Origin of the sequence: Streptomyces sp. NPDC007205, from assembly GCF_040634095.1 — a bacterium.
Classification (GTDB): Bacteria; Actinomycetota; Actinomycetes; order Streptomycetales; family Streptomycetaceae; genus Streptomyces.
Map to the genome: position 1 here is coordinate 1 of NZ_JBEYEW010000044.1, position 23,758 is coordinate 23,758.

The 23,758-nt window shown below is 69.8% G+C and carries 19 protein-coding genes, 5 pseudogenes and 1 riboswitch; of the genes and pseudogenes, 4 read left to right on the forward strand and 20 right to left on the reverse strand.

Annotated features, from left to right (window positions below):
- Nucleotides 1-100, forward strand: a pseudogene (locus ABZ624_RS36995) (IS481 family transposase); the annotation flags it as partial.
- Between the two features lie 113 nt (nucleotides 101-213).
- On the opposite strand, the pseudogene ABZ624_RS37000 reads toward ABZ624_RS36995, so the two are convergent.
- The 7 genes and pseudogenes from ABZ624_RS37000 to ABZ624_RS37030 form a co-directional block, all read right to left on the reverse strand.
- Nucleotides 214-389, reverse strand: a pseudogene (locus ABZ624_RS37000) (VOC family protein); the annotation flags it as partial.
- A 27-nt stretch (nucleotides 390-416) separates the two neighbouring features.
- Nucleotides 417-1,010, reverse strand: coding sequence for a DUF4291 domain-containing protein (locus ABZ624_RS37005; protein ID WP_360099048.1), 594 nt, complete (start codon nucleotides 1,008-1,010; stop codon nucleotides 417-419).
- A 325-nt stretch (nucleotides 1,011-1,335) separates the two neighbouring features.
- Entirely contained in the window at nucleotides 1,336-2,595 is a 1,260-nt protein-coding gene (locus ABZ624_RS37010) for a SpoIIE family protein phosphatase (protein ID WP_360099050.1), read from the reverse strand.
- 861 nt (nucleotides 2,596-3,456) lie between these two features.
- Nucleotides 3,457-3,738 (reverse strand): hypothetical protein, encoded by a 282-nt coding sequence (locus tag ABZ624_RS37015; protein ID WP_360099052.1) that lies wholly within the window; start codon nucleotides 3,736-3,738, stop codon nucleotides 3,457-3,459.
- 89 nt (nucleotides 3,739-3,827) lie between these two features.
- Complete coding sequence (locus tag ABZ624_RS37020) at nucleotides 3,828-4,094, reverse strand: DUF4235 domain-containing protein (protein ID WP_360099054.1); 267 nt, start codon at nucleotides 4,092-4,094, stop codon at nucleotides 3,828-3,830.
- A 5-nt stretch (nucleotides 4,095-4,099) separates the two neighbouring features.
- Nucleotides 4,100-4,582, reverse strand: coding sequence for a DUF3618 domain-containing protein (locus ABZ624_RS37025; protein ID WP_360099056.1), 483 nt, complete (start codon nucleotides 4,580-4,582; stop codon nucleotides 4,100-4,102).
- Nucleotides 4,579-4,950 (reverse strand): phage holin family protein, encoded by a 372-nt coding sequence (locus ABZ624_RS37030; protein WP_360099099.1) that lies wholly within the window; start codon nucleotides 4,948-4,950, stop codon nucleotides 4,579-4,581. Before ABZ624_RS37030 ends, ABZ624_RS37025 begins: the two co-directional genes overlap by 4 nt.
- 995 nt (nucleotides 4,951-5,945) lie before the next feature.
- Nucleotides 5,946-6,136: riboswitch (cobalamin riboswitch) on the forward strand.
- Between the two features lie 26 nt (nucleotides 6,137-6,162).
- On the opposite strand from ABZ624_RS37030, the gene ABZ624_RS37035 reads away from it, so the two are divergent.
- Nucleotides 6,163-7,269 (forward strand): HoxN/HupN/NixA family nickel/cobalt transporter, encoded by a 1,107-nt coding sequence (locus ABZ624_RS37035; protein ID WP_360099058.1) that lies wholly within the window; start codon nucleotides 6,163-6,165, stop codon nucleotides 7,267-7,269.
- Nucleotides 7,270-7,706: 437 nt separating this feature from the next.
- Here ABZ624_RS37035 and ABZ624_RS37040 read toward each other — a convergent pair whose 3' ends face one another.
- Both ABZ624_RS37040 and ABZ624_RS37045 read right to left on the reverse strand, forming a co-directional pair.
- Nucleotides 7,707-8,354 (reverse strand): superoxide dismutase, encoded by a 648-nt coding sequence (locus ABZ624_RS37040; protein ID WP_360099060.1) that lies wholly within the window; start codon nucleotides 8,352-8,354, stop codon nucleotides 7,707-7,709.
- A gap of 74 nt (nucleotides 8,355-8,428) precedes the next feature.
- Nucleotides 8,429-8,748: pseudogene (locus ABZ624_RS37045) on the reverse strand (cobalamin biosynthesis bifunctional protein CbiET); the annotation flags it as partial.
- Nucleotides 8,749-8,832: 84 nt separating this feature from the next.
- Between ABZ624_RS37045 and tsaD the strand changes: the two are divergent.
- Nucleotides 8,833-9,698, forward strand: a pseudogene (gene tsaD, locus ABZ624_RS37050) (tRNA (adenosine(37)-N6)-threonylcarbamoyltransferase complex transferase subunit TsaD); the annotation flags it as partial.
- Nucleotides 9,699-9,734: 36 nt separating this feature from the next.
- A pseudogene (locus tag ABZ624_RS37055) lies at nucleotides 9,735-10,126 on the forward strand (GNAT family N-acetyltransferase).
- Between the two features lie 181 nt (nucleotides 10,127-10,307).
- Here ABZ624_RS37055 and ABZ624_RS37060 read toward each other — a convergent pair.
- From ABZ624_RS37060 to ABZ624_RS37110, 11 genes are all read right to left on the reverse strand, one after another.
- Nucleotides 10,308-11,174: an ABC transporter ATP-binding protein gene (locus ABZ624_RS37060; protein ID WP_360099062.1), complete on the reverse strand. Its 867-nt coding sequence runs from the start codon at nucleotides 11,172-11,174 to the stop codon at nucleotides 10,308-10,310.
- Nucleotides 11,175-11,177: 3 nt separating this feature from the next.
- Nucleotides 11,178-12,140 (reverse strand): iron ABC transporter permease, encoded by a 963-nt coding sequence (locus tag ABZ624_RS37065; RefSeq protein ID WP_360099064.1) that lies wholly within the window; start codon nucleotides 12,138-12,140, stop codon nucleotides 11,178-11,180.
- Between the two features lie 65 nt (nucleotides 12,141-12,205).
- Nucleotides 12,206-13,246: an ABC transporter substrate-binding protein gene (locus ABZ624_RS37070; RefSeq protein WP_360099066.1), complete on the reverse strand. Its 1,041-nt coding sequence runs from the start codon at nucleotides 13,244-13,246 to the stop codon at nucleotides 12,206-12,208.
- 80 nt (nucleotides 13,247-13,326) lie between these two features.
- Entirely contained in the window at nucleotides 13,327-17,583 is a 4,257-nt protein-coding gene (locus tag ABZ624_RS37075) for an amino acid adenylation domain-containing protein (protein WP_360099068.1), read from the reverse strand.
- A complete protein-coding gene (locus ABZ624_RS37080; protein ID WP_360099070.1) occupies nucleotides 17,570-17,827 on the reverse strand; it encodes a phosphopantetheine-binding protein in 258 nt (85 codons plus the stop codon). The genes ABZ624_RS37075 and ABZ624_RS37080 overlap by 14 nt, the downstream gene beginning before the upstream one ends.
- Before the next feature lie 29 nt (nucleotides 17,828-17,856).
- Nucleotides 17,857-19,389: a fatty acid--CoA ligase gene (locus ABZ624_RS37085; protein ID WP_360099072.1), complete on the reverse strand. Its 1,533-nt coding sequence runs from the start codon at nucleotides 19,387-19,389 to the stop codon at nucleotides 17,857-17,859.
- Nucleotides 19,390-19,408: 19 nt separating this feature from the next.
- Nucleotides 19,409-19,936 carry an FcoT family thioesterase gene (locus ABZ624_RS37090; RefSeq protein ID WP_360099074.1) on the reverse strand — a complete coding sequence of 176 codons (528 nt, stop codon included), beginning with the start codon at nucleotides 19,934-19,936 and terminating at the stop codon, nucleotides 19,409-19,411.
- The gene (locus ABZ624_RS37095) at nucleotides 19,933-20,823 is read right to left on the reverse strand and encodes a TauD/TfdA family dioxygenase (RefSeq protein WP_360099076.1); all 891 of its coding nucleotides are present in this window, start codon (nucleotides 20,821-20,823) and stop codon (nucleotides 19,933-19,935) included. Before ABZ624_RS37095 ends, ABZ624_RS37090 begins: the two co-directional genes overlap by 4 nt.
- Before the next feature lie 23 nt (nucleotides 20,824-20,846).
- Nucleotides 20,847-21,083, reverse strand: a complete 237-nt coding sequence (locus tag ABZ624_RS37100; RefSeq protein ID WP_360099078.1) for an acyl carrier protein — start codon at nucleotides 21,081-21,083, stop codon at nucleotides 20,847-20,849.
- Nucleotides 21,080-22,135 carry a beta-ketoacyl-ACP synthase III gene (locus tag ABZ624_RS37105; protein ID WP_360099080.1) on the reverse strand — a complete coding sequence of 352 codons (1,056 nt, stop codon included), beginning with the start codon at nucleotides 22,133-22,135 and terminating at the stop codon, nucleotides 21,080-21,082. The genes ABZ624_RS37100 and ABZ624_RS37105 overlap by 4 nt, the downstream gene beginning before the upstream one ends.
- Nucleotides 22,136-22,198: 63 nt before the next feature.
- Entirely contained in the window at nucleotides 22,199-23,569 is a 1,371-nt protein-coding gene (locus tag ABZ624_RS37110) for an MFS transporter (protein ID WP_360099082.1), read from the reverse strand.
- Nucleotides 23,570-23,758 lie beyond the last annotated feature (189 nt).

Sequence of the window (23,758 nt, forward strand, 5' to 3'; positions counted from 1 at the left end):
AGACTTCCTGCACACCTACAACCACCACCGCTGCCACACCGCACTCGGCGGCCACCCACCGATCAGCCGTGTGAACAACGCTTCAGGTCAATACAGCTAGCCGGCTCGTCGCGGAGTAACTCCGCCCCTGAACGAGGGCCCGCAGCCGGGCCACCTCCGCCGCTTTGTCGTCGCGGAGCGCATCACCGCACGTTCGCCGGTCACCTCGTGCGCATGGCCCTCGGGGTCGGCGAGGACCGTCCACGGCACATTGCCCTGGCCCACGTTGGCGGGCGTCGCACCGAGCGCCTTCAGGCGCGCGACCAACTCCGCCTGATGCGGACGGCGACCGGGTCCGGTCAGACGGGGCCGCCGCCGGGTCCCACGTCGGTGGTTACGCCGGGGCTGTAAGGGATCATCTCAATGGGCAGACAGGCTCATTGGTGGAGATGAGACAGGACCCCTTCGTTCACAGTGTAGGGACGTTCATGGGGCAGGAGTTGCCGTGCGGCGTCCAGGTCTCCGTCCTGTACATGCGCGTGGATGGTGTGGGCGAGCGATGTGACGTCGGTGATGGAGAAGGTCCACTCATCGGCGTAGAGACGTGCGGCTTCGCCGGCGAGGCCGAGCTGGAGCGACCGGTGGGCAAGCGGCTGAAGGTGCAGGTCGCGTTCGGGGTCCCATTGCACGCGGGCCGGCGCCCGCTTCAATTGGCGCTTCCACGTGGCGCGGTCGGCATGGAGCCCGTGCTCGTAGTGGGACAGGCAAGCGTGTCTCAGGGCCCACTCGAAGCCTTCACGCGAGATCTCGATGGCGAGGACGGTCTCCTGTCGTTCTTTGGTGCCCCACCCGCAGCGGTACATCATCCACAGGAACGACGGCTTGATCCATGTCATCCGGTCCCGCTGCCACAGGGCCGGGAATCGGCCCTCCCGGGCCGCCGGCAGGCCAATCTCCCGGGCGTACGCCTGGTAGACGGTGACCGTGGAGTCCGTGTGCACGGCTCGAATCTGGTATTTGGGTTCTGCCACGGGACCAGGGTGGGCACACTGCTTCGCGCGCGCCATCGAATTACCGCGGTGCGAGGCCGCCGAGCCTGCGACATCCACAAGGCCGCCCGGTACCGCCGTGGGCGGCAGCCTTCACCCGGAACCCCGCTTCCCACCAGCCCGCCGACGACTGGAACACCTGCCCAGCGCCGTTGAGCGCCGTGCTCGCCCGCACCGGCGGCTACAGCGTGGAGGAGAGGCCGAGAAGACCTTGCGCACCGTCCTGCCGGACGTGCCGCGCTACGACCGCGCCAAGCCGGCCGTCTATCCCCACGGCTGCATGTTCACCGACGACGACATCGACTGATCAGTACGGTCGGGTCGTTCGGTCCAGGCGGACGACGACGATGGCGATGTCGTCGACGGCGCCGCTGGCGACCCCCAGACGGGCGAGGAGGGCGTCGGCGAGGTGTTCCGCGCCGAACTCGGTGCAGGTGGCGAGTGTTGAGGTCAGGCGGGTCAGGCCGGCGTCGATGTCCTCGTCGCGGCGTTCGATCAGGCCGTCGGTGTAGAGGATGAGGGTGTCGCCGGGTGTGTAGGTCACGTTGGCCTGGGGGCGGGGGACGTGTTCGGGGCGGGCACCCAGCGGTGGGTCGGTGGCCTGGTCGAGCAGCTCGCAGGAGCCGTCCGGGTGCAGTAGGACGGGCGGGGGGTGGCCGGCGCTGCTGTAGATGAGTAGTTGGCTGTGGCAGTCGACGAGGACCTGGACGGCGGTGGCGGCCAGTGCTCCTTCGACCGAGCGGGCGTACAGCCCCAGGACCTCCAGTGCTTGGGCGGGGCCGTGGACGGTGCGGGTGGCAGCGCTCAGCGCGCTGCGGAGCCTGCCCATGACGGTGGCGGCCATCAGCCCGTGGCCGACCACGTCGCCGACCGTGACGGTGAAGCGGTCCGCGGGCAGGTCGACCGCGTCGTACCAGTCGCCGCACACGTTCAGTGATCCGGTCGCGGGCAGGTAGCGCACGGCTATGTTCGGGTGCTGGGCCAGGTCCGGGGAGTGGAGCATGGCTTCTTGGAGGGCGACGGCGATGTGCCGTTCACGGGCGTGGGCCTGCCGCAGTTCCTCGTTCAGCTGCTGCAGTTGCCGCGCCCGGGCGTACAGCTCGGCTTCCATGGCCGCTTCCCGGCCGGGGCTGACCGATGGCAGGTGCGCCGTGCGGCGGGCGCGGACGACGTCGGTCATGTCCTCGGACCGGTGGATGATCCAGGCGACCTTTGCGTCCGGGCCGAGGACGGGCACGTTGATCGCGGTCCACCACCGCTCCTTGAACACCTCGGGATTGCCGGGGATCGAGATGTCGTACTTCTGCAACGCCATGTGATCGGTCTGGCCGGAGGCCAGGACACGGTGCAGTGAGGCTTTCAGCGTCTCCATCCCGTCGGCCTCCGGGTCGGCGGGGTTGTCCCGGAAGGTGTCGAAGAGGTACTGCCCGACCAACTCGGCCCGGCTCCGTCCGGTCACCTCGCAGAAGGCCGGGTTGGCGTCGGCGATCACCAGGTCCGTGCCGAGCACCAGGCACGGGCTCGGAAGGGCGGCGAACACCCCAGGGTAGTCGATCTTCGGTGTCACACGCGTTTCCTGCCAGTCGCTCGCTCTTCAATCTACGAAAGGTCCAGCTCCCGCGCCCGCCGAGCCCGCTCGTGGGCACCGGGGGACGCTGCGTACGCTCATCGGACGTACGCCGTGATCAGGACCCGCCTCGCGTCCGAGGCTGGAGGGATCTGGAGCCGATACGCCGCTGGCAACCACAGACGGTCAGCAGCGGCCAGCCGCCGCCGACCAGCTTGAACCAGTGCACGAGCGGCTCCTGCGCGGCCGGCGGCAACGCGGCCGCCTGAGCGAGGTCTCCTCGAGGTCTTCCAGAAGCGCCGCACGGAGCGGCCGCGGCTCGTGCTCGACGGGCGTCTGCCAGAGCACGCCGCAGCCCCGGGTGAAGGCCGCCACCCCGACGTCAGCCACACGTCCCGACGGGTCGGGCTAACCGGCTCGCACGGACGGACAACCACGCGGTACGACGGCCCGCCGCACCCCCGCACCCCGGCGTAGTCAGCACATCACCGCCGCGCGACAGCGTCAGGTGCCCGAGGTGGTACGGCGCACCGACCGCACGGGCGGCCGGCTGACCGGACAGCCCACCTCGATGGACAAGAACCACAGCCCGTCCCAGCCGTCCCGCTCACACAGTCGCCGTACGGGGCGGGGCGGGGCAGCAGCGCCACGGGCTGAGGTTCCACATTGAGGCCGGCCTCACCCGGCGCCTGGGGTGACGTCCGAGCCGTCAGCGGTGGCCCGATCCGGCGAGACCAGGCGGTACGACCGGCTGATGCCAGTCGGGGGTCGGTTCAGCACCCGCAAGCCCCCTGTAGCTGCTCCGTACGGGACTCGTTCGTGCGGGAGCGCCAGCGGTGGGTTCGCATCTCGTCGAGCTGGTCACTCGGGCGGGTCGACCCGCGTCTGGAGCTGCTGCCAGCAGTGGTGGACGTGCTGTTCGGCCTCGCGCACGGCGAAGGCTGCAGCGTCGTCCGAGAGCGCGACTGCACAGAGCGCGGCCTTGTCGGGACCGGATGTGGCGCGACCGCGCGCCCGGTGGGTAGGACAGGCGACTCGGCCGCTCTCGTGGAGGACAACTGCCCGGGCAACCAAGATCGTGGCGATGATCGTGGCGATGACTGCTGCAGCGGTCAGCGCGGCGGCGGCGTGCCAGTCGGACATGGCGGTGGGGGTCCTTCGCGTGGGTACTGGTCGGGGGGAGGGAGGGCCGGTATCCGTGTCGTACCGGCCCTCCCGGATCCCTATATGCGTCAGCCGGGCCAGGTACCGGTCAGGCGGCGGGTGGCGGTGGCGCCGGCGCGGTCGACGGCCGCTTTGACCCCGGCGAAGATCGCGCCTTGCAGAGTGGCGGCGAGCAGCACCTCGCGCCAGGAACGCTCTTCGTCGGTGGCGTCCGGGGCGTCCTCATCGTGGCCCAGCATCTTCCACGCCTGCTTGGACAGCGCTGCCGCGGCCATGCCGCTGACGGCACCGAGTGCCAGACCGACCGGCTTGTAGGCGATCTTGGATGCTTTCACCCGGCTCACCCCTTCCGGCGACGGAAGGCCAGCCACACCCCGACAGCCACGCCCGCTGCCGCCAGCAGGACCTTCCGGTTGTCCCGCGCCAGCTGCGCTCCCTGAGCCGTCTTCTGCCGCACGGGCTCGGGTGCCCTCTCCTCCCAGATCTGACCGGCCTGGGCCGCCTTCGCCCGGGCCTGCTCGGCGCCCTGGGCGGCCTTGTCCTTGACCGGGTCGGGCAGCCTGTCCTGCGCCTGGTGGGCCAGGTCGGCGGCCTTCGCCTTCAGTTCCCCGGCCTTCGCCGCGGCGTGGTCCTTCAGCTCGCCGGCCCTCGCGGCAGCCTGTTCCTTGATCTCGGCGGCTTTCTCCTGAGCGCGCGCCTTGACGTCCGTCTTGGCCGCCAGCGCCTCGACCGTCTGTCCGAGTTCTTCGCGGGTCTGCTCGACCTGCTCGCGCAGTTCGTCGGGGCTGGAGGCGGTGGGCTGGTCGTGAGGAGGCTGAGTCATCGCTTGGCACTCTCCTTGATCTCGGCCACGTCGGCCTTCACGTTCTCTACCGTCTGCTCGGGCGTGGGCGGCGCGGCTTGGTCGACCTGCTTCTTTCCACTCACGGCCATCACCGCGGCGATCACACCCAGCACCGCGGTCACGATCAGCCCGGCCGCCCATACCGGCAACAGCACGGCCAGCGCGGCAATCGCGGTGGCGACCAGCGCCTGGAGCATCAGGAAGCCGACGACTCCGGCTCCGCCGAACAGTCCACCGCCCTTGCCGTAGTGCTTACCCTTCTCCTTCATCTCCGCTTGCGCCAGCCTCAGCTCGCCGCGCACCAGCTCGGTCAGTTGCTGCGAGGCCCGCTGCACCAGTTCGCTCACCGGCTCCTGGCCGGAGCGGTCCGTGCCGGTTCCGGCATGGTGCGGTTGCGTGCTCGACACGGCGGTCACCTCCCGTCCCTCTGAGTTTCTGCAGCCGGGCTGCGCCGTGCGCCCGACCATCCGATGAGCGCGCGAGTACCCCGAACAGGCGAGTTCAGGGCACACGGCGCCGCCCGCTTGCGACGCCGGACGCCAAGCCCGTCATTCGCCGAACAGCTCCGGCGCAAGATGCCCTTGCTGGGCAAACGGTGACGTTCCAACGAGAACAGTCAGGTTGCCGGCCCCGGGCTGAAGGGCGGGGCCGGCCAAGGGAAGGGCAGCAACCGAGGTGCTGGTGCGCAAGGGAAAGGTCGTCGAGGCCGGTCGGCGCGATGGCTATCCCCTCGCACCCCGGTGCTGGTGGTGATCGACGCTGAGCTGCACATCAACGGCAGGGCGTGAGCCGTGGCCCACCGATACGAACTGCCACAGCCTGCACTCACCACGTCGGTGGCGTGACCTTCTCGGCCGCAGACGCGTTGAACGGGAAGCACATGCACGTCCCCCGCGGCACCCATGCGGGGCGAGCCTCCGGTTCCTGCCGGTCACCGGGGCCCGCCCTCTGGGACGTACAGGCGGTCGGGTCAGCACCGGTTACCGGTCGGACGTTGCTCGCCGTCCTCGTCCTGGCCGTGGTCCTCGGTACCGTCGGGTCAGCGGCTGAACGGGCCGATGTCGCCGGGCTGTCCGGCGCCCAGCACGTCCGGCCCCTTCGTACGTGCGACCGCTCGAGCGCCACCATGGTGGCCGGCCGGGCACACGCTGCGCCGGCCGCCGGCCACGTGGGTGCCACGGCGGCGGTAAAGGCCACGGCGGCGGTGTGCCGGGAGGGGAAGGAGGAGGAGCCGGGGCGGTCCTCGACCTCGTCGTGAGGGAATGGGCTCATCATCGCAGCCACCGCGCTCCCCCCTATACCTGATCAGTTGTGCAGCCTTGCAGTGATTGTCTCCGGCCATCTAGGGTGGGCGGGCCGTGGTGTTCGGGAAGACCGGTGAAAGCCTCTCAAGGGCTCAGTCCGGAGCGGCCCTCGCCACTGTGATCGGGGAGTTCTCGCCTCATGCATTGCCACTGGTCTCGCGGCCGGGAAGGCAGGGGCGGGCGCGTCGACCCGTCAGCCAGGAGACCGGCCACGGCAGCACGAAGCTGATCCACGAGGTGCTGGAGCGTGACCGTATGACCGTGTCCTCAGGCGTGCCCGAAGCCGCCGCCCCTTCCTTCCGCTGGCGACGCGAGGACACCGTCCGAACCGTCGGCCTGCTGGCCGTGATCGTCGCTCTGCATGTGGTGGCCTTCGGGATTCTCTTCGCGCTGGTGATCCCGCGTCACTACGAGGTCGGTTCCAAAGCGTTCGGGATCGGCCTGGGCATCACGGCCTACACCCTCGGCATGCGGCACGCCTTCGACGCCGATCACATCGCCGCGATCGACAACACCACCCGCAAGCTGATGGCCGACGGTCAGCGGCCGGTGTCGGTGGGCTTCTGGTTCGCGCTCGGCCACTCCAGCGTGGTGGTCGCCATGGCGGCACTGGTGGCCGGAGGCGCCAAGCTCGCCGGCACCCTGATGAACGACAACTCGCGAACCCACCAGGTGCTCGGCACCGTGGGCACGACGGTCTCCGGCAGCTTCCTGTACCTCATCGCCGCTCTCAACCTCGTGGCGCTGTTCGGTATCATGCGCGTCTTCAAGGCGATGCGGGCCGGACGTTACGACGAGGCGGAGCTGGAAGCGCACCTCGACTCGCGCGGCTTCATGAACCGCCTCCTGGGACGGCTGACCAAATCCATCCGCAGGCCCGGCCAGATGTTCCCGCTCGGTTTCCTGTTCGGGGTCGGCTTCGACACCACGACCGAAGTCCTGCTCCTCGCCCTGGCCGGCAACGGCGCCGCCGCCGGGCTGCCCTGGTATGCGGTCCTGTGCCTGCCTCTGCTCTTCGCGGCCGGCATGAGCCTCTTCGACACCCTCGACGGAACGTTCATGAACTTCGCCTACCAGTGGGCGTTTTCCAACCCCGTCCGCAAGGTCTTCTACAACCTCACCATCACCGGCCTGTCCATCGCCGTGGCCTTCTTCGTCGGCACCATCGAACTGGTCGGCGTCCTGCACGACAAGCTCGGTCTGAGCGACGACGTCACCGGCTGGATCGCGGGCTTGAACCTGGACAACGTCGGCTACGTCATCGCCGGCCTGTTCGTGGTCGTCTGGGCCGTGGCCATCGGCTACTGGCGCCTGGCCAGGGTCGAGGAGCGCTGGAACGCTCGCACCACAGAGACTGGTTGACGGTACAGGGGGCGGGTTCGAAGGCCCCGGCAGGCCACCCGACGCTCGGATTCCTTGCCCACGGACTCGGACACACACAGACGCGGCCCGAGGGCAGCTGGGGAAACCTGGCCTGCGCCTCCGTCTTCGCCTGTCTCAGCCGGTCCATCAGCCGGGTCGTCAATGCCCAGGCCGTGAGGCCGTTGCTCGCGGCGGGCGTTCCCGGATGAAGACCTCCAGCTTGCCCAAGGTCTTGGCCTGCAGATCCCTGCTGCCGCCGAGTATGGGGCCGAACGCGGAGGATCTGACGGCAAGTTGGGCCCGCGGGAGTCTCCCGCCCCGGCATGACAGCCGAAAGGCTCCCGCGAGGATCTGCCTCGCGGGAGCCTTCCTTTGTGCTGCCTGCCGGTGAAGGGTGAGAAGACGATCACGAGCAGGACATCTGCGTGGCTACGGCGTCACGGCTTGAGGAGCAGGCTGTCGCCGCGCTCCTTGGCTGCGGCGTAGCGCTTCGCCACGTCCTGCCAGTTGACGACGGCCCACATCGCCTCGATGAAGTCCACCTTCTGGTTCTTGTACTGCAGGTAGAAGGCGTGCTCCCAGGCGTCGAAGACCAGGACCGGGGTCGAGCCCTGGCCGACGTTGCCCTGGTGGTCGTAGACCTGCTCCACGATCAGGCGGCCGCTCAGCGGCTCGTAGGCGAGCACGCCCCAGCCGGACCCCTGCGTGGTGGCGGCGGCCTTGGTCAGCTGGGCCTTGAAGCCGGCGAAGGAGCCGAAGGACTCGGTGATCGCGTCGGCCAGGTCACCGACGCCGTCCTGGGCGAGGGGCTCGCCGCCGCCGTCCTTCGGGCCGCTCATGTTCTGCCAGTAGATGCTGTGCAGGATGTGGCCGGACAGATGGAAGGCCAGGTTCTTCTCCAGGCCGTTGATCGAGCCCCACGACTCCTTGTCCCGCGCCTCGGCCAGCTGCTCCAGGGTGTCGTTCGCACCCTTCACGTACGCCGCGTGGTGCTTGTCGTGGTGCAGCTCGATGATCTCCGGACTGATGACCGGGGCGAGCGCCGAGTAGTCGTACGGAAGTTCCGGGAGCGTGTAAAGCGCCATGTCCAACATCCTCCGACGTTATTGCGAATCACATGCAGCTGCACACTAGCAGCAAGAACGGCATCTTGCGATCAGGCTGGCCAGCAGGCGTCGAGGAGGCCGGGGCGGTGAGCCCGCCGCCGACGAACACGGCTTCGGGCCTGGGGAGTTCGGCCAACGCAGCAGGAGCGGCACCGGCGACGACCCGAAGTCCGGGTACGGCGAGGCGCTCTGCGCTGCGGAGGATGCGTGCGGCACGTACCGGCTCACGTTCGACGGTGACGGCCCGGATGTGCTTCTTGGTGAGCTGTCCGTCGTGCTCGTGCGCCTCGTCCGGCAGCCCCGGCGCCGCACCCGGTCGCAAGGCGTCCGGTGCCCGGCGGCATTCGACGGGCACGATATTGATCGGATCGCCGGACTGCTGTGTTCGCGCCCAGTCGTCGGCAGTGATCACTGCGATCTCTGCGGTCGTACCGTCCTCATCGGGAGGCCGCGCCAGCTGGACGAGCACGCCCGCTTCGGCGGAATGGTGCCCGAGATCGCGTCCCGTGCCCACGTGCAAGCCCTGCGCCCGGTGGTGCGTCGGGCACTGGACCAGGCCGGGCTGCGGCTCTCGGACGTCGGGGCGGTCGCCGTGACCACGGGCCCGGGCCTGTCCGGCGCGCTACAAGTGGGCCTCGCGGGGGCAAAGGGCATCGCCTACGCGCTGGGCGTCCCGCTCTACGGCGTGCACCACCTGGCCGGTCACGTCACCGCCGACACCCTGGAGCACGGCCCGCTGCCCGACCCCTGCATGGTGCTGATCGTCTCCGGCGGCCACACCTCGCTGCTCCTCGTGCGCGACCTGGCCCGCGACCGGATCGCCCACCTCGGCGACATCCTCGACGACGCCGCCGGGGAGTGCTTCGACAAGGTCGCGCGGGTCTTCGGCCTGCCGTATCCCGGCGGTCCGGCCATCGACCGTGCCGCACGCGAGGGCGATCCACGCGCTGTCCCCTTCCCGCGCCCGCTTCCGGGGTCGTACGACTTCTCCTTCTCGGGGCTGAAGACGGCGGCGGCCCGCTGGGCCGAAACCCACGCCGGGCGCGAACTGCCCGTCCACGACGGGGCCGCTCGCTGCAGGAGGCGGTCGCCGACGTCCTGACCCGCAAAGCCGTGGCCGCCTGCGGGGAGCACGAGGTCGGCACGCTGGTCGTCGTCGGCGGAGTCACCGCGAACTCGCGGGACGGTCACTGGCCGAGGAGCGCTGCAGGGCAGCCGGCATCGCACTGCGGGTACCGCCGCCGAGGCTGTGGCACGGACAACGGCGCGATGATCGCCGCCGTCGGCGACCTCCTCGTACGGGCCGGGGCGGAGCCGGCCCCTGTCACATACGACGCTCTCCTGCCGCACAGCGCAGCCCTGCGCTCCGTCTACGCCGACACGTTCCGCGCACCGCCCTGGAACGAGGACGAGGAGAGGGCGGACGCGTTCGTTGCACGGCTCGGCTCGGACGTCCGGCGTCCGGGGTTCACCGCCGCACTCGCCTTCGACGGAGGGGACGTCGTCGGTTTCGCCACCGGTTGGGCCACGCCCACCCCCTTTCCGGTTGACCGTTGCCATCCACAAGCGATCCGGCTCAGCGCCCGGGGCACCGGCATCGGCGCCGGCCTGCTGGCGTCGGTGACCGAGGACGCCCCCAACGGACGTGCAGCTGGACCCAGGCCACCCACCCGGCACCCGGCGGCCACGGCGTCGCCGTCTTCCTCGGCCCCCGCCATCCCGCCCGAACCCTGGCCGCCCGAACCCTGTAGCCGGCCGAACCCGAAGCCATCGACACCGGCCTCCGATCGAGGGAATGGGCAGCCGCATCCGGCAACTTCCCCAGCCCGGCTGGTCGACAAGCTCACGAAGATCGACGGCACGATCGACGTACGCGCTCGGGACCGTTCGGGACCCTTGGGGACCGTTACGTCGACGACGGCGACATCGTCATCAGCGCAGGGGTTCCTTGTCCGGCGGAGGGCTCAGAAGCCTCGTACCGGATTCCGGCACGTGTGGCTTCGCGTCCTCCTCCCTGCCCTCCACGCCGGTGAGCGGCTGGGCCGCGTAGGTGATGCGGACGACGCCGTCAGTGTGTCGTTCCGCGGACGCCCGCACGCCGAAGACGTCGGCCAGGGTCTGCGGGGTGAGCACCTCCAGGACCGGTCCCGCCGCGACCACTGCTCCCTCGCACAGGACGACCAGGTGGTCGCAGAGCCGGGCCGCCAGGTCGAGGTCGTGCAGGACCGCCAGCGTGGTGACACCGGTGGCGCGGATCAGGTCCAGCAGCTCGAACCTGGCGCGGATGTCGAGGTGGTTGGTCAGCTCATCGAGCACGAGGAGCTGTGGGTCCTGTGCCAAAGCCCTTGCCAGGAGGACTCGTTGACGTTCACCTCCGGACAGGGAGGCGTAGTCCCGGTCCGCGTAGGGACGTACGCCGCACCGGTCGATGGCGTCCTCCACGGCGCGGTGGTCCTCGGCGCCGTCGCGCCCGAGAAGCCCGTGGTGCGGGGCGCGGCCGAGGGCGACGATCTCGGTGACCGTCAGGCCGGTGGTGTTGCCTGTGGCGTCCTGGAGGACGGCGGCTGTGCGGCGGGCCGCGGTACGGGCGGACAGGGCCCACACGCTGTCGTCACCGACCCTGACCACGCCGCCCGCCGGGCGCAGCGAGCGGTAGACGGCGCGCAACAGGGTTGATTTTCCGCTGCCGTTGGGGCCGACGAGGCCGACGATGTCGCCTTTTCCGGCCTCCAGGCTCACGGCGTGCAGGATCGGCCGGCGGTCCAGGGTGATGTGGAGCTGGTCGACGGTGAGTTTCATGCGTTAGTCCAGGCCCTTGTTGCGGCGCAGCAGCCACAGGAAGAAGGGTGCGCCGAGCAGGGCGGTGAGGATGCCCAGCGGTAGTTCGTTGGGGCGGTTGAGGGTGCGGGAGAGCAGGTCGACGAGGACCAGGTAGAGGGCGCCCAGCAAGGCGGTGAGGGGCAGCAGGCGGCGGTGGTCGGCGCCGAGGGTGAGACGGACCAGGTGCGGGATCATCAGGCCGACGAAGCCGATGCTGCCGGCGACGGCGATGACCGTTCCGGTCAGGAGTGCGCTGAGCACCAGCAGCACGGCGCGCAGGCGGTTGACGTCGACGCCGAGCGCCGTGGCGGACTCGTCACCGGCCAGCAGAACGTCGAGCCGCCGGCCGAAGAGTGTGAGGAGGGCGGTGCCGGCCAGGACGACCACGGTGACCGCGGGGAGTTGGTCCCACTGGGCGCCGGCCACGCTGCCGAGCATCCAGAACATCACCGTGCGCAGCTCGGTCGGTGTCGCCTGCAACTGCACGTAACTCGTCGCCGAGAGGAAGACGTAGCCGACCGCGACCCCGGCCAGCACCAATCGAGTGGGTGCAATACGGCCCCGCCGTTGCCCGAGCGCGAAGACAAGTGCGCCCGCCGCCACCGCGCCGAGGAATGCCGCCGCCGACACCCCGAGCCCGGCGAGGGCCACGCCGCCGCCCAGGGTGATGACCAGCACCGCGCCGAGCGTGGCGCCGTAGGAGAAGCCGAGGACGATGGGGTCGGCGAGCGGGTTGGACACCACCGTCTGCAGCACTGCTCCGGAGACGGCCAGGCCCGCGCCGACCAGGGCGGCGAGGACGACCCGGGGGGTGCGGAAGTTCCAGACGATCTGATCCGTGGCGAGGTCGCCGGTCGCGCCCTGCCCTGTGACGTGGTGCCAGACGGTCCCCCACACGTCGGCGACGGGAACGTTGACCGCTCCGATGCTGATCGCCACGATCATGGTGACCACCAGCGCGACGGGCAGGAGGGTGAAGGCCAGGCCGACCCTCAGTCGGGTCGGCCGGCTCAGAACGCGTCCGGGTGCAGCATCCGCGCGATCTTCTGCACGGCCAGGTCGTTGCTCGGGCCGAGGTACATCGAGTCGGACAGGACGACGTACTTGTTGTTCTTGGCGGCCGGCCACTGGGGGAACTCCTTCAGCAGTTTCTTGGCGTAGGCCGCCGGGTTGGGGTCGTTGTAGCCGATGACGACGAGCGCGTCGACATCGGTGGCGGCCACTTTCTCCTTGCTCAGGTCGGCGAAGGAGGTCTTGGAGGCCGACTCGAAGGCGTTGGCGCCGCCGGCCCTGGTGAGGATGTCGTTGTAGATGCCGTGGGCGACGACCGAGCTGAAGGCGTTGCCTCCCATGGACATGTTGGAGAAGAGCACCATCACCTTGGGGGCCTTCTTGCCCTTGACCTTGGCGGCCACCTCGTCGATGTGCTTCTGGGAGGCGGCGATCAGCTTTTCCGCCCGAGCGCTGACGTTGAAGATCTTCCCCATGTCGCGCAGCAGCGTGTAGCTGTCTGCGACGGTCATCTTGGAGGTGTCCTGGTCGCAGCCCTGCGGGGAGACGTAGGTGTTGGCTGCCACCTGCTGCAGCTGGTCGCGGGTGGCGAAGCCGTTCTTCTCGTCGAAGCCGTACGACGTCGTGGACAGCACCAGGTCCGGGCGCAGCCCGAGCATGGCCTCGCGGGGGATGTCGTAGGCGTCGTTGAGCTTGATGTTCCTGGTGGGCAGGGACTTGATGGCCTTGGCCCGGCCGGGGACCTCGCTCGAACCGTAGCTCTGCTCGTTGGCGACGATCTTGTCGCCGAGGCCGAGGGCGAGCAGGGTCGAGACCTCGGCGACCGAGGCGCCGTTCATGACGACCACTCGGCTGGGGGTCTGCTTGAAGGTCTCACTCCGGCCGCAGTTCTCGATGGTCACGGGATATCCGGCCTTCGAGGCGGCGACATCGGCCTGCTTGCCGCTCGATTTCCGGTCCGTGGAGGAGTTGGCGCATGCCGCCGTGACCAGACACAGGGCCGCGGCCAGGGCTGTGGCGACCGGCCGTTTGATGGACATGCTGGCTCCTTGCTTACAGGCGGTGGTGTTCCGTAGCAGTAGTCGTGGCGCGGTGGCCGTGAGTTCCCGGCCAGGTCCAACTACTTTGTGGAGTGCACCGGGTGGGGTTCCTTTGCGGCCGGTGCGGGAAGTTCCCCGGCAGCCACACAGTGGTCGAGGTACCGGAAGACCAGGTCTTGGCTGATGGGCGGGTGCGTGACGCTGCTGCCGCGCAGTCCTTGGCGGACGTTGTCGGCGTGGACGTCTCCGAGGCGCAGGTCGGGGGCATCGCTCCCGGTGGTCTCGTTCGAATCGAAGAAGGCGAGCGTGGTGGCGGCCACGCCGGCCGAGCGCGGCAGCTGATCACGCCATTCGGTCAGCGGCAGACGTCGCACGGCGTATCCGTACTGCTCGACCCAGTCATAAAGGTCGCTCAGCCGTACCCTCGGTCCAACCGCGTGGTTGAAGACGGGACCGGTGGCGGTGAGGGCGAGGTGCACGACGGACTTGGCGACGTGGTCGACCGGTGTCCAGATCTCGTCCTCGAACAACTGCGGGAGGATCCCGGCGGGGATTCCCGCCCGTAGCACGCTCCACAGGAAGTCGCGTGTGTTGACGTATCCGGTCCCGGCCCGTCCTACCACTCGGCCCAGACGGTGCACGGTGACCGGCAGACCACGCTCGGCCGCTTGTTCAAGCAGTCGTTCGGAGGCCCATTTCGACTGCTGATAGCCGTAGCGCAGACCGGCGTGGGGCGGCAGGAACGCCTCCGGCACCTCGGAGCTCAGGCTCGCCGGCGGGGCCACGGACAGCGTGGAGACGTAGTGCAGCGGGATCGACCGTGCAGCGGCCAGCCGCAGCAGGTGCCGGGTGGACTCGGTGTTGACGGCGCGCAGGGTGCCGTACTCGCGCATGATGCTGACCGTCGCGGCATTGTGGAAGATCGCGTCGCAGTTCTCGGCCAGTTCGCCGAGGAGGTCGGGTGTGAGACCGAGGTCGGGGCGGGCGAGGTCGGCGGGGACAGCCGTGATGCGGTTCTTCGCGGCTTCGGGGAGCGTGAGGCGGTGGTGCTCCAGGGCCTGGTGGATGCGGTTCACGGCTTCACCGCTGGTGCGCGCGCGGACGGTGCAGACGATGTCGCCGTCGGTGGTGGCCAGGAGTTCTGCCAGGAGGTGCGCCCCGACGAAGCCGGTGGCGCCGGTCAGCAGGACGCGCCGGAGCGTGTCCGGACGGTGGCCGGTACCGGGCCGGATGTCCGGGTCGAGGACGGTGTCGGTGTGAAAGGCCGACGGGAGGCCGGTGGCGGGGGGCGGCCGGTCGTCGAGGAAGCGAGCGAGTTCGGCAGGGGTGGGGTACTGGAAGAGCCAGGCGACTCGTACGTCTCGGCCGAGTTCCACACCCAGCCGGTTCGCGGCCTGGATGGCTTGCAGGGACTGGGCGCCCAGGTCGAAGACGTCGTCTCCAGCGGTGATGTCGTCCGTGCCCAGGATCTGCTGCCAGATGCCGATGACGGTCCGCTTCAGGGGGCTGCCGGCGGTGGGGGCCTGGGGCGCGGACGGCGTGCTCAGCGCGGATCGGTCGATCTTGCCGGATCCGGTGCGGGGCAGGCGGTCGTGGAGTTCGACGGCGGAGGGGATCATCGCCGCGGGCAGCCTCGCCCGCAGGTAGTCCCTGACCTCGGAGCGGGAGGGAGCCGGAGGTTCCGCGACCAGGTGGGCCGCGAGGCGTCGGGTGCCGTCCGGCAATGTCTGTCCGACGACCGCCGCCTCCCGGATCCGTGGATGGGTCAGCAGGGCGCTCTCCACCTCGGCAGGGTGCACACGATGACCGCTGATCTTGAACTCCTCGTCCGCCCGGCCGTGGAACCGCAGTTGCCCGTCCTCGCCGATGTGCACCAGGTCTCCCGTGCGGTAGGCGCGGGGACTGCCGGGGAGCGCGGCGAGAGGGGCGAACCGGGCAGCGTCCGGTGTGCCTGCCCCTCGGTAGCCGAGGGCCAGGTTGTCGCCCAGGAGGTACAGCTCCCCGCCGACGACGGCAGCCTTGGTACCCGGCAGCGGCAGCCCGATCGGAACGTCGCCGGGGGCGAGCGCGGGGTCGTGCAGGTCGGTGACGGTGGCGACCACGGTCGCCTCGGTCGGGCCGTAGGTGTTGAACAGGTGGACCGACGTGCCCACGGCCTTGCGCCAGCGCTCCACCCGTTCGGGGAGCGCAGCCTCGCCGCCGATGACCACAGCCCGAACTCCTGCGGGCAGGGCGGTCGTGCCCGTCGAGAGTGCGTAGGCGAGTTCGTGCCAGTACGCGGTGGGCAGGTCCAGCACGCTGACCCGCAGGCGTGCGCACTCGTCCAGGAACCGTGGTATCGACTCGGTCATGTCGTCGGTGCGGACGACGAGGGTGCCGCCGGCGCACAGTGTGAGGAGGATTTCCTCCACGCTGGCGTCGAAGTGGAGCGGCGCGAACTGCAGGACCCGGTCCTCGCGGCGCAGACCGTAGCGGTACGTGGCACCCGCCACGAAGTTCGCCAGGGCGCCGTGGCTGATCTCGACGCCCTTGGGGCGGCCGGTGGAGCCGGAGGTGTGGATGACGTAGGCGGGGTCCTGGGGTGACGGCGGCTTGGGAGCTGGGCCGAGAGCCGAATCCGTCTCACCGAAGGTGAGTACGGGCACCATGCCCGCAAAGGTGTTCGCACGGGTGGCCGTCGTCAGTACCAGGGCGGGTACGGCCTCGCTCAGCAGCTGTGCCGTCCGGTCGGCGGGGGCGGCCGGGTCGAGGGGGCAGTAGGCCGCGCCCGACAGCAGCACGCCGAGGATGGCGGTGGCGGCGTCGATCCCCCGGGGCAGCGCCACGGCCACCAGGTCGCCCCGCCCGATGCCACGGGCTGTCAGACGGCGGGCCACGTCGTGTGCCGTGCCGTACAGCCGAGCATAGGTGACGCTGTCTCCGGCGTGCTCCACGGCGACGGCTCCGCCCCGGCGCTCGGCATGCTCGGCGATCAGGCTCAGCACCGGCCGGGACGGACGGGGCAGCGGCCCGCCGTCCAGGACCGGTATGGACGCCGGGTGCAGGGGCCGGTCAGGGGCGGCCACCGCCTCGTCGAGCACCGCGAGCAGCCCCTCCTGGAACGAGAGGACCTCTGCCTCCTCGTACAGGTCGGGATTGGCGTCCACCGCGATCCGCAGACCGGTGCCGTCGGAGCGGTCGTAGACGTTGACCGCCAGGTCGTCGACGGGACCGGCGGAGACGTTGTGGACGGTGCTGCGGTGTCCGGCGAACCGCAGATCGTACGCGAACGGCATGATGTTGACGCCGGGCCCAGAGAGCCTGCGCTGTCCGCCGACCAGCTTCAGGTCGCGCCGCAGTTGTTCGTAGCGGTAGCGCTGGTGCGGCAGACCGGCGCGCAGTTCGCGCGAGACGCGGGCCGCGAGGTCGCGCAGGCTGTCGTCGGCGGAGACGGCGACCCGCAGCGGCAGGATGTTGCGCACCATCGCCGGCACGCGCAGCGACACGGAGCCGAGACGGCCCATGGCCGGCAGGCTCAGGACGATCTCCGGCGCTCCGGTGACCCGGTGCAGATGGACGACGGTCGCCGCGAGCAGCACCTCGGACCAGGTCACCGAAAGCTCACGGGCGACCGTGCGGAGGGAGTCGGCCCGGGTCGCGTCGAGATCGGTGACGCGGCGATGGAAGGTGCGGGCGGGCAGGGCCGAGCGACCCGCAGGCGTGGCCACCGGGGGGCGGTCGGCGTACCGGCCGGTCCAGTAGGCGCGGTCCTTGGCGTGACGGGCGCCCTCCCGGTAAGCACGTTCCTCGGCACGCACGGACTCCAACGTGCCGAAGCCGCTCCCGGGTACGGGCTGGCCCGCCATGAGGGCCGTGTAGACCTGGGCCACGCGGCGGGCGACCAGGGAAAGTCCGAAGCCGTCGAGGGCGATGTGGTGCACACGGTGGTACCAGAGGTACTGGTCGCGCCCGGTCTTCAGCAGAGCGTGTCCGAACACCGGGTCGCAGGCCAGGTCCACGGGGCGGGCCATGTCGGTGGCCATCCACGCGAGGGCGGCGGAGTGCGGGTCTGCTTCCCCGGTGAGGTCGGCGGTATGCAACTGCCAGTCGCGGACCGGAGCCTCAACCTGCCAGGGGCGCCTTTGCCCATCCACTGCGAAGGTGACGTTGAGGGCTTCGGTCTCGGCGACGACGTGGTGGAGCGCGGCGTCGAAGACACCCTGGTCCACCGGGCCGTCCACGCACACGTACTCGGCCGTGTTGTAGGCGGGGCTTTCCGGGTCGAGCTGCTGGCCGGTCCAGATACCTTCCTGGGCCGCCAACAGCGGGTGTCGATGCGTGGGCTCAGGTGTCGGCATGTGCCGCACCTCCCTGGCGTCCGGCCAGCAGCTGCCACCACTGCGCGAAGGACGTGCACTCGGCGAGGTCCACGAAGCTGACGTCCGCACCGGCCGCCTGCCACCGTTCGAGCAGGGTGACGATGCGCAGCGAGTCCAGTCCCGCGTCCAGCGGGCTCTCTGCCAGATCGACTTCGTCGGGCTGCAGGTACAGGAACTCCGAGAGGTCGGCGCGGAAGCTCTCAGGGGTGAGGGGTTCAGGCATGGGCTCTCTCTACGACGGTGTCGACGGCGTCAGTTGACCTTGCGGGCGGAGCCGCCCCAGAAGCGGTCGCGCAGTTCGCGGCGGAGGATCTTGCCGCTGGGGTTGCGCGGTATCCGGTCGATGAACTCGTAGCGCGACGGGAGCTTGAAGGCGGCGAGACGCGGAACGAGGAAGGTGTGCAGGTCCCGTGGGCTCGGCTGCGGCCCCGGGGCGGGGACGACGAAGGCGTGGACCCGTTCGCCCCAGCGCTCGTCGGGGGCTCCGACGACGACCGCCTCGGCCACGCCCGGGTGGTGCTCCAGCACGTTCTCGATCTCGGCCGGGTACACGTTCTCGCCCGCGACGAGGATGGCGTCCTTGATCCGGTCGCGGATGAAGATGTAGCCGTCCGGGTCGAGGTACCCGGCGTCGCCGGTGTGGATCCAGCCGTCGACCAGGGTCTCCGCGGTCTTGTCGGGCAGACCCCAGTACTCCACCATCCGGGCCGGGGTGTGCAGGCAGACCTCGCCGATCTCACCTGGCGGCAGTTCGTTGCCGTCGTCGTCGATCACCTTGGCGCGGACGCCCGGATAGGGGTGGCCGGCGGCCTGCATGCGTGATCCGCCGGGGACATGGTCGGCCGGCGGCAGGCACACGGCGGTGTTGCCGGTCTCGGTGAGCCCGTAGATCTGCGCGAAGTCGCAGTCCAGTACGGCGAGGCTCTCCTCCAGCAGGCTCTCGGAGATCGGGGAGCCGCCGTAGACGGTCTTGCGGAGTGTGGTGAAGTCCTTGGCGCTGACACCTGGTTCGGTGAGCATCATGCGGAGCATCGCCGGTACCACGCAGGCCGTGGTGATGCCGAGATCGCGGATCAGGTCGACGGCATGGCGGGCGGCGAAGGCACGCATGGCCACGATGGTCGTCCCCGCGTTGAGGTTCTGGGTGGCCCACCACAGACCGCCGATGTGGAAGCCGGGTATGCCGACGAGGGCGATGTCACCGTCCCGCCAGTCGATCCAGTCCAGCCCCTCGCTCTGCAGGGCCTCGCGGATGGCGAAGAAGCTGCGGTGGGCGAGGACGACGCCCTTGGGCAGGCCGGTGGTACCGCTGGTGTAGAGCTGGGCGACGGGGGTGTCGGCGCCGGCTTCGACCTTCGTGTCGGTGTCCGGGTGCTCAGCCGTCCACGCCGCGAAGTCGGGGCCGAGGGCGACGACCCGCTCGGGCGGTGCGCTCGGCATCCGCTCCACGATCGGCGCGAACTCCGGCTCCAGGAACAGGAGTCTGGTGCCGGAATCCTGGAGGACATGGCTCACCTCGGGCGCGGTGAGCCGCCAGTTGACCGGGACCAGGACGGTGCCGCTCTTGGCACAGCCGAACAGGATCTCGTAGTAGTGCTCGGACTCCTTGCCCAGGTACGCCACGCGGTCGCCCTCGGTGAGTCCTGCGGCCCGGATGGCGTGGGCGATGCGGTTGCTCTCGCGGTGCAGGTCGCCGTACGACAGGCTGCGGCCCTCGCACAGCACGGCCGGGGTGTCGGGCCGGCGTTCGGCGTGGAAGCGGACGGTCTGGACGAGCGTCTCCATGGGCGATCCCTTCGTTGGTTCAGGGCACGTTGACGAATGCGAGAGTCGCCTCGCCGCCGCACCGGCCGCCGTCGGCGTCCCAGTAGCGGTAGGACGTCTCGGCATGGAGGAACGGCTTGCCGCCGGCGGGCGCGCGCCGGGTGACGGACAGGAACTCCATCTCGCCCGAGAACGCACGTGGGTTGACGGGACGCCGGAAGTTGCCCGTGAAGCGGGCGATGAGGATGTCCGGGAGCTGATGGCGCCAGAAGTCGTCCAGGGTCCAGTTCTCGAACCCGGCCAGGAGTCCTTCCTGCACGGACTTGGCGACGAGGTAGTACATCATCTGGTTGTAGGCGATGTTGACCTCGACCGAGTTCAGATGGCCGGTGTCGTCGATGTAGCAGGACTCGGGGATGGCGAACTCACAGCGTGTGGCGGCGCGTTCGGATCCGGCGGTGACGACGGCTGACCTCAGGTACTTGCAGTGCGCCTTGTACGGCGCCAGGACGCGCTCCAGCAAGTCGGTGTCGGTGGCGTACGAGCGCTCGACGGAAGCTGTGGTCATGCCGCTGGTATCCCGTCGTGCAGCTTGCGCTCGTCGTGGACGGTGACGCGGTAGGAGACCGTCGGCTCGGGCGTGGCGCTGTGCCGGGCGCGGTGGATGAGGCTGCGGTTGTCCCAGATCAACAGGTCGCCCTGCTCGAAGCTCTGGAGGTGGATGTTGTCGTGCTCGAAGGTGTCGTCGAGCTGGCCCGTGGCCTCGAAGAGGCGCTGCAGCAGGTCGTCGTCGAGCGGTGTGCCGTCCGCGTCCTCGATGCCGACGGTGAAGCCCTCGCTGATGTACAGGACCGTCTCGCCGGTGAGGGGGTGGGTGAACGTGGTGGGCTGGCGGACGGCCGGGGTCTTGCGCTCGACCTCCTCGATGATCTCGGAGAGCGGGCGGTAGACGTCCTGCGGGCGGATCTTGAAGTACTTGCGGACCGAGTGCCGGCAGCAGGTGCCGGCGACCTGCTTCCTGAGTTCCTCGGGCAGCTTCTCGTAGGCCCTGCCCATGTCGATGAAGTAGGTGCCGCGGTTCTTCTGCGGAATGACCTGTGGGTAGATCAGGGTGATGCCGAAGGGGTCGGGCATGAACTGGTAGTCGGCGTGCCAGAACGTGCCGGTCTTCGGCACACCTATCTGCTTGCCGTTCTCCGGGACGTTGGAGGAGACGAAGATCTCCCGGAGTCCGGGGTGGTGGTACATCGGCTCGTAGTACGTCTCCGGACGCCCGAGGCGCCTGCCGAGGTCCAGGAACTGCTGGGGGGAGAGGTTCTGTCCCTTCAGGACGGCGATCTTCTTCGTGTAGACGGTCTGCTTGAGCGTCTCGATGTCCGTGTCAGAGGCGCCGGCGTGGTCGAAGTCCTCGACCGTGGCGCCGAGGGCCGAGCCGAGCTGTTCGGTGATTTTCATGAGTGTCGTCCTCTGTGAGGGGGTCAGCCGGCCCGCTTGGCGTCGATCAGTGCCGCGGTGCCGCCGAGGGTGAGGGTGGGTCGCAGCTCGCTGTCGTGCACGGTCACGCCGAGGTCGCGTTCGATGCGGATGCTGAGGTCGACCATCGTCAGCGAGTCGACGTGGAGGTCGGCGAAGGTGGCCTCGGGGGTGAAGCGCTCGGCCGGGGCGTCGTGCAGTTTCGTCAGGATCTCGACCAGCCGGTCGTAGGTGGCGCTCATGGGGCGGTTTCTTCTCCTCGGTCGTACGGGTGGGCGGGCAGCGGCAGTTCGGGCCAGGTCAGCAGGCAGGAGCCCCAGGTGAGTCCGCCGCCGAAGGCGGTGAGCAGGAGCCGGTCGCCAGGGCGGACCACCTGATCGGCGACCGCGTCGGCGAGAGCGAGTGGGATGGACGCCGCGCCGGTGTTGCCGACCGAGTCGACGTTGGCCACGCAGCGCTCCGGCGGCAGGCCCAGGTCGTCGGCGACCGCGTGGAGGATGCGCAGGTTGGCCTGGTGCGGGACGAAGCGGTCGATATCGTCGATCTTCCAGCCGGCCGTACGCAGGACGGTGCGCGCGGACTCGGCCATCCGGGTCACCGCGTGGCGGTAGACCTCGTTGCCGCGCATGGCGAAGTGCCGGTCGCGGGGCGGTACTTCGTCTCCGCCGGCGCGCTGGCGGGAGCCGCCCGCGGCGACCGTGATGAGATCCTCGTGCGTGCCGTCACTGCCAAGGTCGAACCGGCCGACGGCCCCGGGTTCGTCGACGCGTCCGGCGCGCAGGACGACGGCGCCGGCGCCGTCACCGAAGATGATGGCGTTGGCCCGGTCCAGCGGATCCACGATCGTGGAGTAGGTGTCCGCGCCGATGAGCAGGACCCGTCCGGCCACGCCGGAGGTGATCAGCCCGGCGGCGGTGGCGAGGCCGTACACGAAGCCCGTGCACACCGCACCGACGTCGAAGGCGGCCGCTCCGACGAGGCCGAGCCGGGCGGCCACCGCGGGCGCCGTGGCCGGACAGGGCCGGTCCGGTGTGGTCGTGGTGACGATCACCGCGTCGACGGAATCGACTCCGGCACTGCGCAGGGCCCTGCGCCCGGCCTCGACGGCCAGGTCCGAGGTCGCCTGGCCGGGCTCGATGACGTGGCGGCGCAGGATTCCGGTGCGGGTGCGTATCCAGGCGTCGTCGGTGTCGAGCCGGTCGGCCAGCTCCTCGTTGGTGACCACGCGGGGCGGCACCCATCCGGCCAGTCCGCACAGGACGGCGGCGGGTGGACTGGGAGCGTTACTGGGCACGGCTGTTCTCCAAGTGTGGGAGTTCCGGGGGCACCCGGAGGGGACGGGGACGACAGTGGTGGTCTATGGACCGGTGGTCGTTCTGCGTACGGCGAGGGTCAGCGGCACGGCGCAGGCGATTCCGGCCGCTATCGCGAACACGGCGGTCCTTATGCCAGTCAGCGAGGTGCCGTCTGCCGGGTGCTGCCCGGCAGCACCGGCCAGCGCCACCAGCACCGCGAGGCCCACCGCGCCGCCGACTTGGAGGCTGGTCGAGGCGAGCCCCGAGGCCACGCCCTGGTCATCGGGAGCGACACCGGCGGCAGCGGTGATCCACATGCCGGTCCAGGCGGCACCCTGGCCCAGGCCCAGCAGCACGATGCCCGGCAACAGCATCGGGTACGAACCGTGCCGGGTGAGCGCAAGGCCGAGAGCAGCGGCGCCCACCGCGCCGAGTGCCATGCCGCCGACCAGCATGCGGCGTACGCCGACGGCCGCGACGGCCCGTTCCCCGGCCTGAGTACCGGCGGCGACCACCAGCGCCGGGACGAGGAAGGCGAGGCCGGTCGTGAACGCGCTGTAGCCGCGCACCGTTTGGAAGTACAGGGTCAGGAAGTACGGCAGGGAACTGAACGTGGCGCTGTACACAGCGGTCACCGCCATCGCCGCGACGAGCCCGCGGTTCCTGAACAGCCGGCTCGGCACCAGCGGGTTGCGCGAACGCGTCTCGACGACGGCGAAGAGCGTGAGCAGAGCCAACGACAGCACCGCGCTCGCGAAGGCGGACGGGCTGCTCCAGCCGGCCGCCGGTGCGTGCACCAACAGGAACACCAGGAGGGTGATGCCCGCGGTCCCGGCCAGGGCGCCCGTCAGGTCGAATCTCCGCGCACCCGGGGGCGGGACGTCCGCCGGGAACAGTACCCGGCCCGCCCAGGCCATGGCTCCCGCCACGGGAACGTTGACGAAGAACACCGACGGCCAGCCGAGCGCGTCCACCAGGACACCGCCGAGGAGGGAGCCGAAGCAGAGGCCGCCGGCCCCCGCAGCGCCCCACACCGCCAACGCCCGGTTCCGCTCCGGTCCTTCGGCGTAGATCGTGTTGATCAGGGACAGGGTGGCCGGGAACAGCAGGGATCCGCCGATGCCCTGGAGCGCCCGCATGGCCACCAGTGCTCCCGGCGCCTCCGTGAGCCCTCCCACCAGCGAGGAACCCGCGTAGATCAGTGCCGCGGCGACGAACATCCGGCGCCGGCCGAGCAGGTCCACGGCCCGGCCGCCCAGCAGCAGGAAGCCGCCCGTCGTCACGACGTAGGCACTCACCACCCACTGCAGGTCATGGTCCGAGAAACCGAGGCCGGCACCTATGTCGGGAAGCGCGACGTACACGATGTTGTAGTCGAGGGCGATGACCAGTTGAGCCAACGCCAGGACGAGAAGGGGCAGCCGTGCCGACATTGTCCGGTCCCCCTCACCAGCAGAAAGGAAAAAGCAACGAATATCGAATCCGTCGATCATTTTCGGTCACGATAGCACCCCCGAAGAGGACTTGAGAATGGCCACCCTGCGGGATTCCCCAGGGCTGGATATGAGATTTTCGGCAGCACTGAAAACCGACAGCGCATAACTGCCGGTTTTCTTTCCAGG

Coding starts and splice junctions, on each gene's coding strand:
- ABZ624_RS37015 (WP_360099052.1), bottom strand. CDS start 3,738: ATGTCCGACTGGCACGCCGCCGCCGCGCTGACCGCTGCAGCAGTCATC.
- ABZ624_RS37025 (WP_360099056.1), bottom strand. CDS start 4,582: ATGACTCAGCCTCCTCACGACCAGCCCACCGCCTCCAGCCCCGACGAA.
- ABZ624_RS37035 (WP_360099058.1), top strand. CDS start 6,163: ATGACCGTGTCCTCAGGCGTGCCCGAAGCCGCCGCCCCTTCCTTCCGC.
- ABZ624_RS37040 (WP_360099060.1), bottom strand. CDS start 8,354: ATGGCGCTTTACACGCTCCCGGAACTTCCGTACGACTACTCGGCGCTC.
- ABZ624_RS37060 (WP_360099062.1), bottom strand. CDS start 11,174: ATGAAACTCACCGTCGACCAGCTCCACATCACCCTGGACCGCCGGCCG.
- ABZ624_RS37065 (WP_360099064.1), bottom strand. CDS start 12,140: ATGATCGTGGCGATCAGCATCGGAGCGGTCAACGTTCCCGTCGCCGAC.
- ABZ624_RS37070 (WP_360099066.1), bottom strand. CDS start 13,246: ATGTCCATCAAACGGCCGGTCGCCACAGCCCTGGCCGCGGCCCTGTGT.
- ABZ624_RS37075 (WP_360099068.1), bottom strand. CDS start 17,583: ATGCCGACACCTGAGCCCACGCATCGACACCCGCTGTTGGCGGCCCAG.
- ABZ624_RS37080 (WP_360099070.1), bottom strand. CDS start 17,827: ATGCCTGAACCCCTCACCCCTGAGAGCTTCCGCGCCGACCTCTCGGAG.
- ABZ624_RS37085 (WP_360099072.1), bottom strand. CDS start 19,389: ATGGAGACGCTCGTCCAGACCGTCCGCTTCCACGCCGAACGCCGGCCC.
- ABZ624_RS37090 (WP_360099074.1), bottom strand. CDS start 19,936: ATGACCACAGCTTCCGTCGAGCGCTCGTACGCCACCGACACCGACTTG.
- ABZ624_RS37095 (WP_360099076.1), bottom strand. CDS start 20,823: ATGAAAATCACCGAACAGCTCGGCTCGGCCCTCGGCGCCACGGTCGAG.
- ABZ624_RS37100 (WP_360099078.1), bottom strand. CDS start 21,083: ATGAGCGCCACCTACGACCGGCTGGTCGAGATCCTGACGAAACTGCAC.
- ABZ624_RS37110 (WP_360099082.1), bottom strand. CDS start 23,569: ATGTCGGCACGGCTGCCCCTTCTCGTCCTGGCGTTGGCTCAACTGGTC.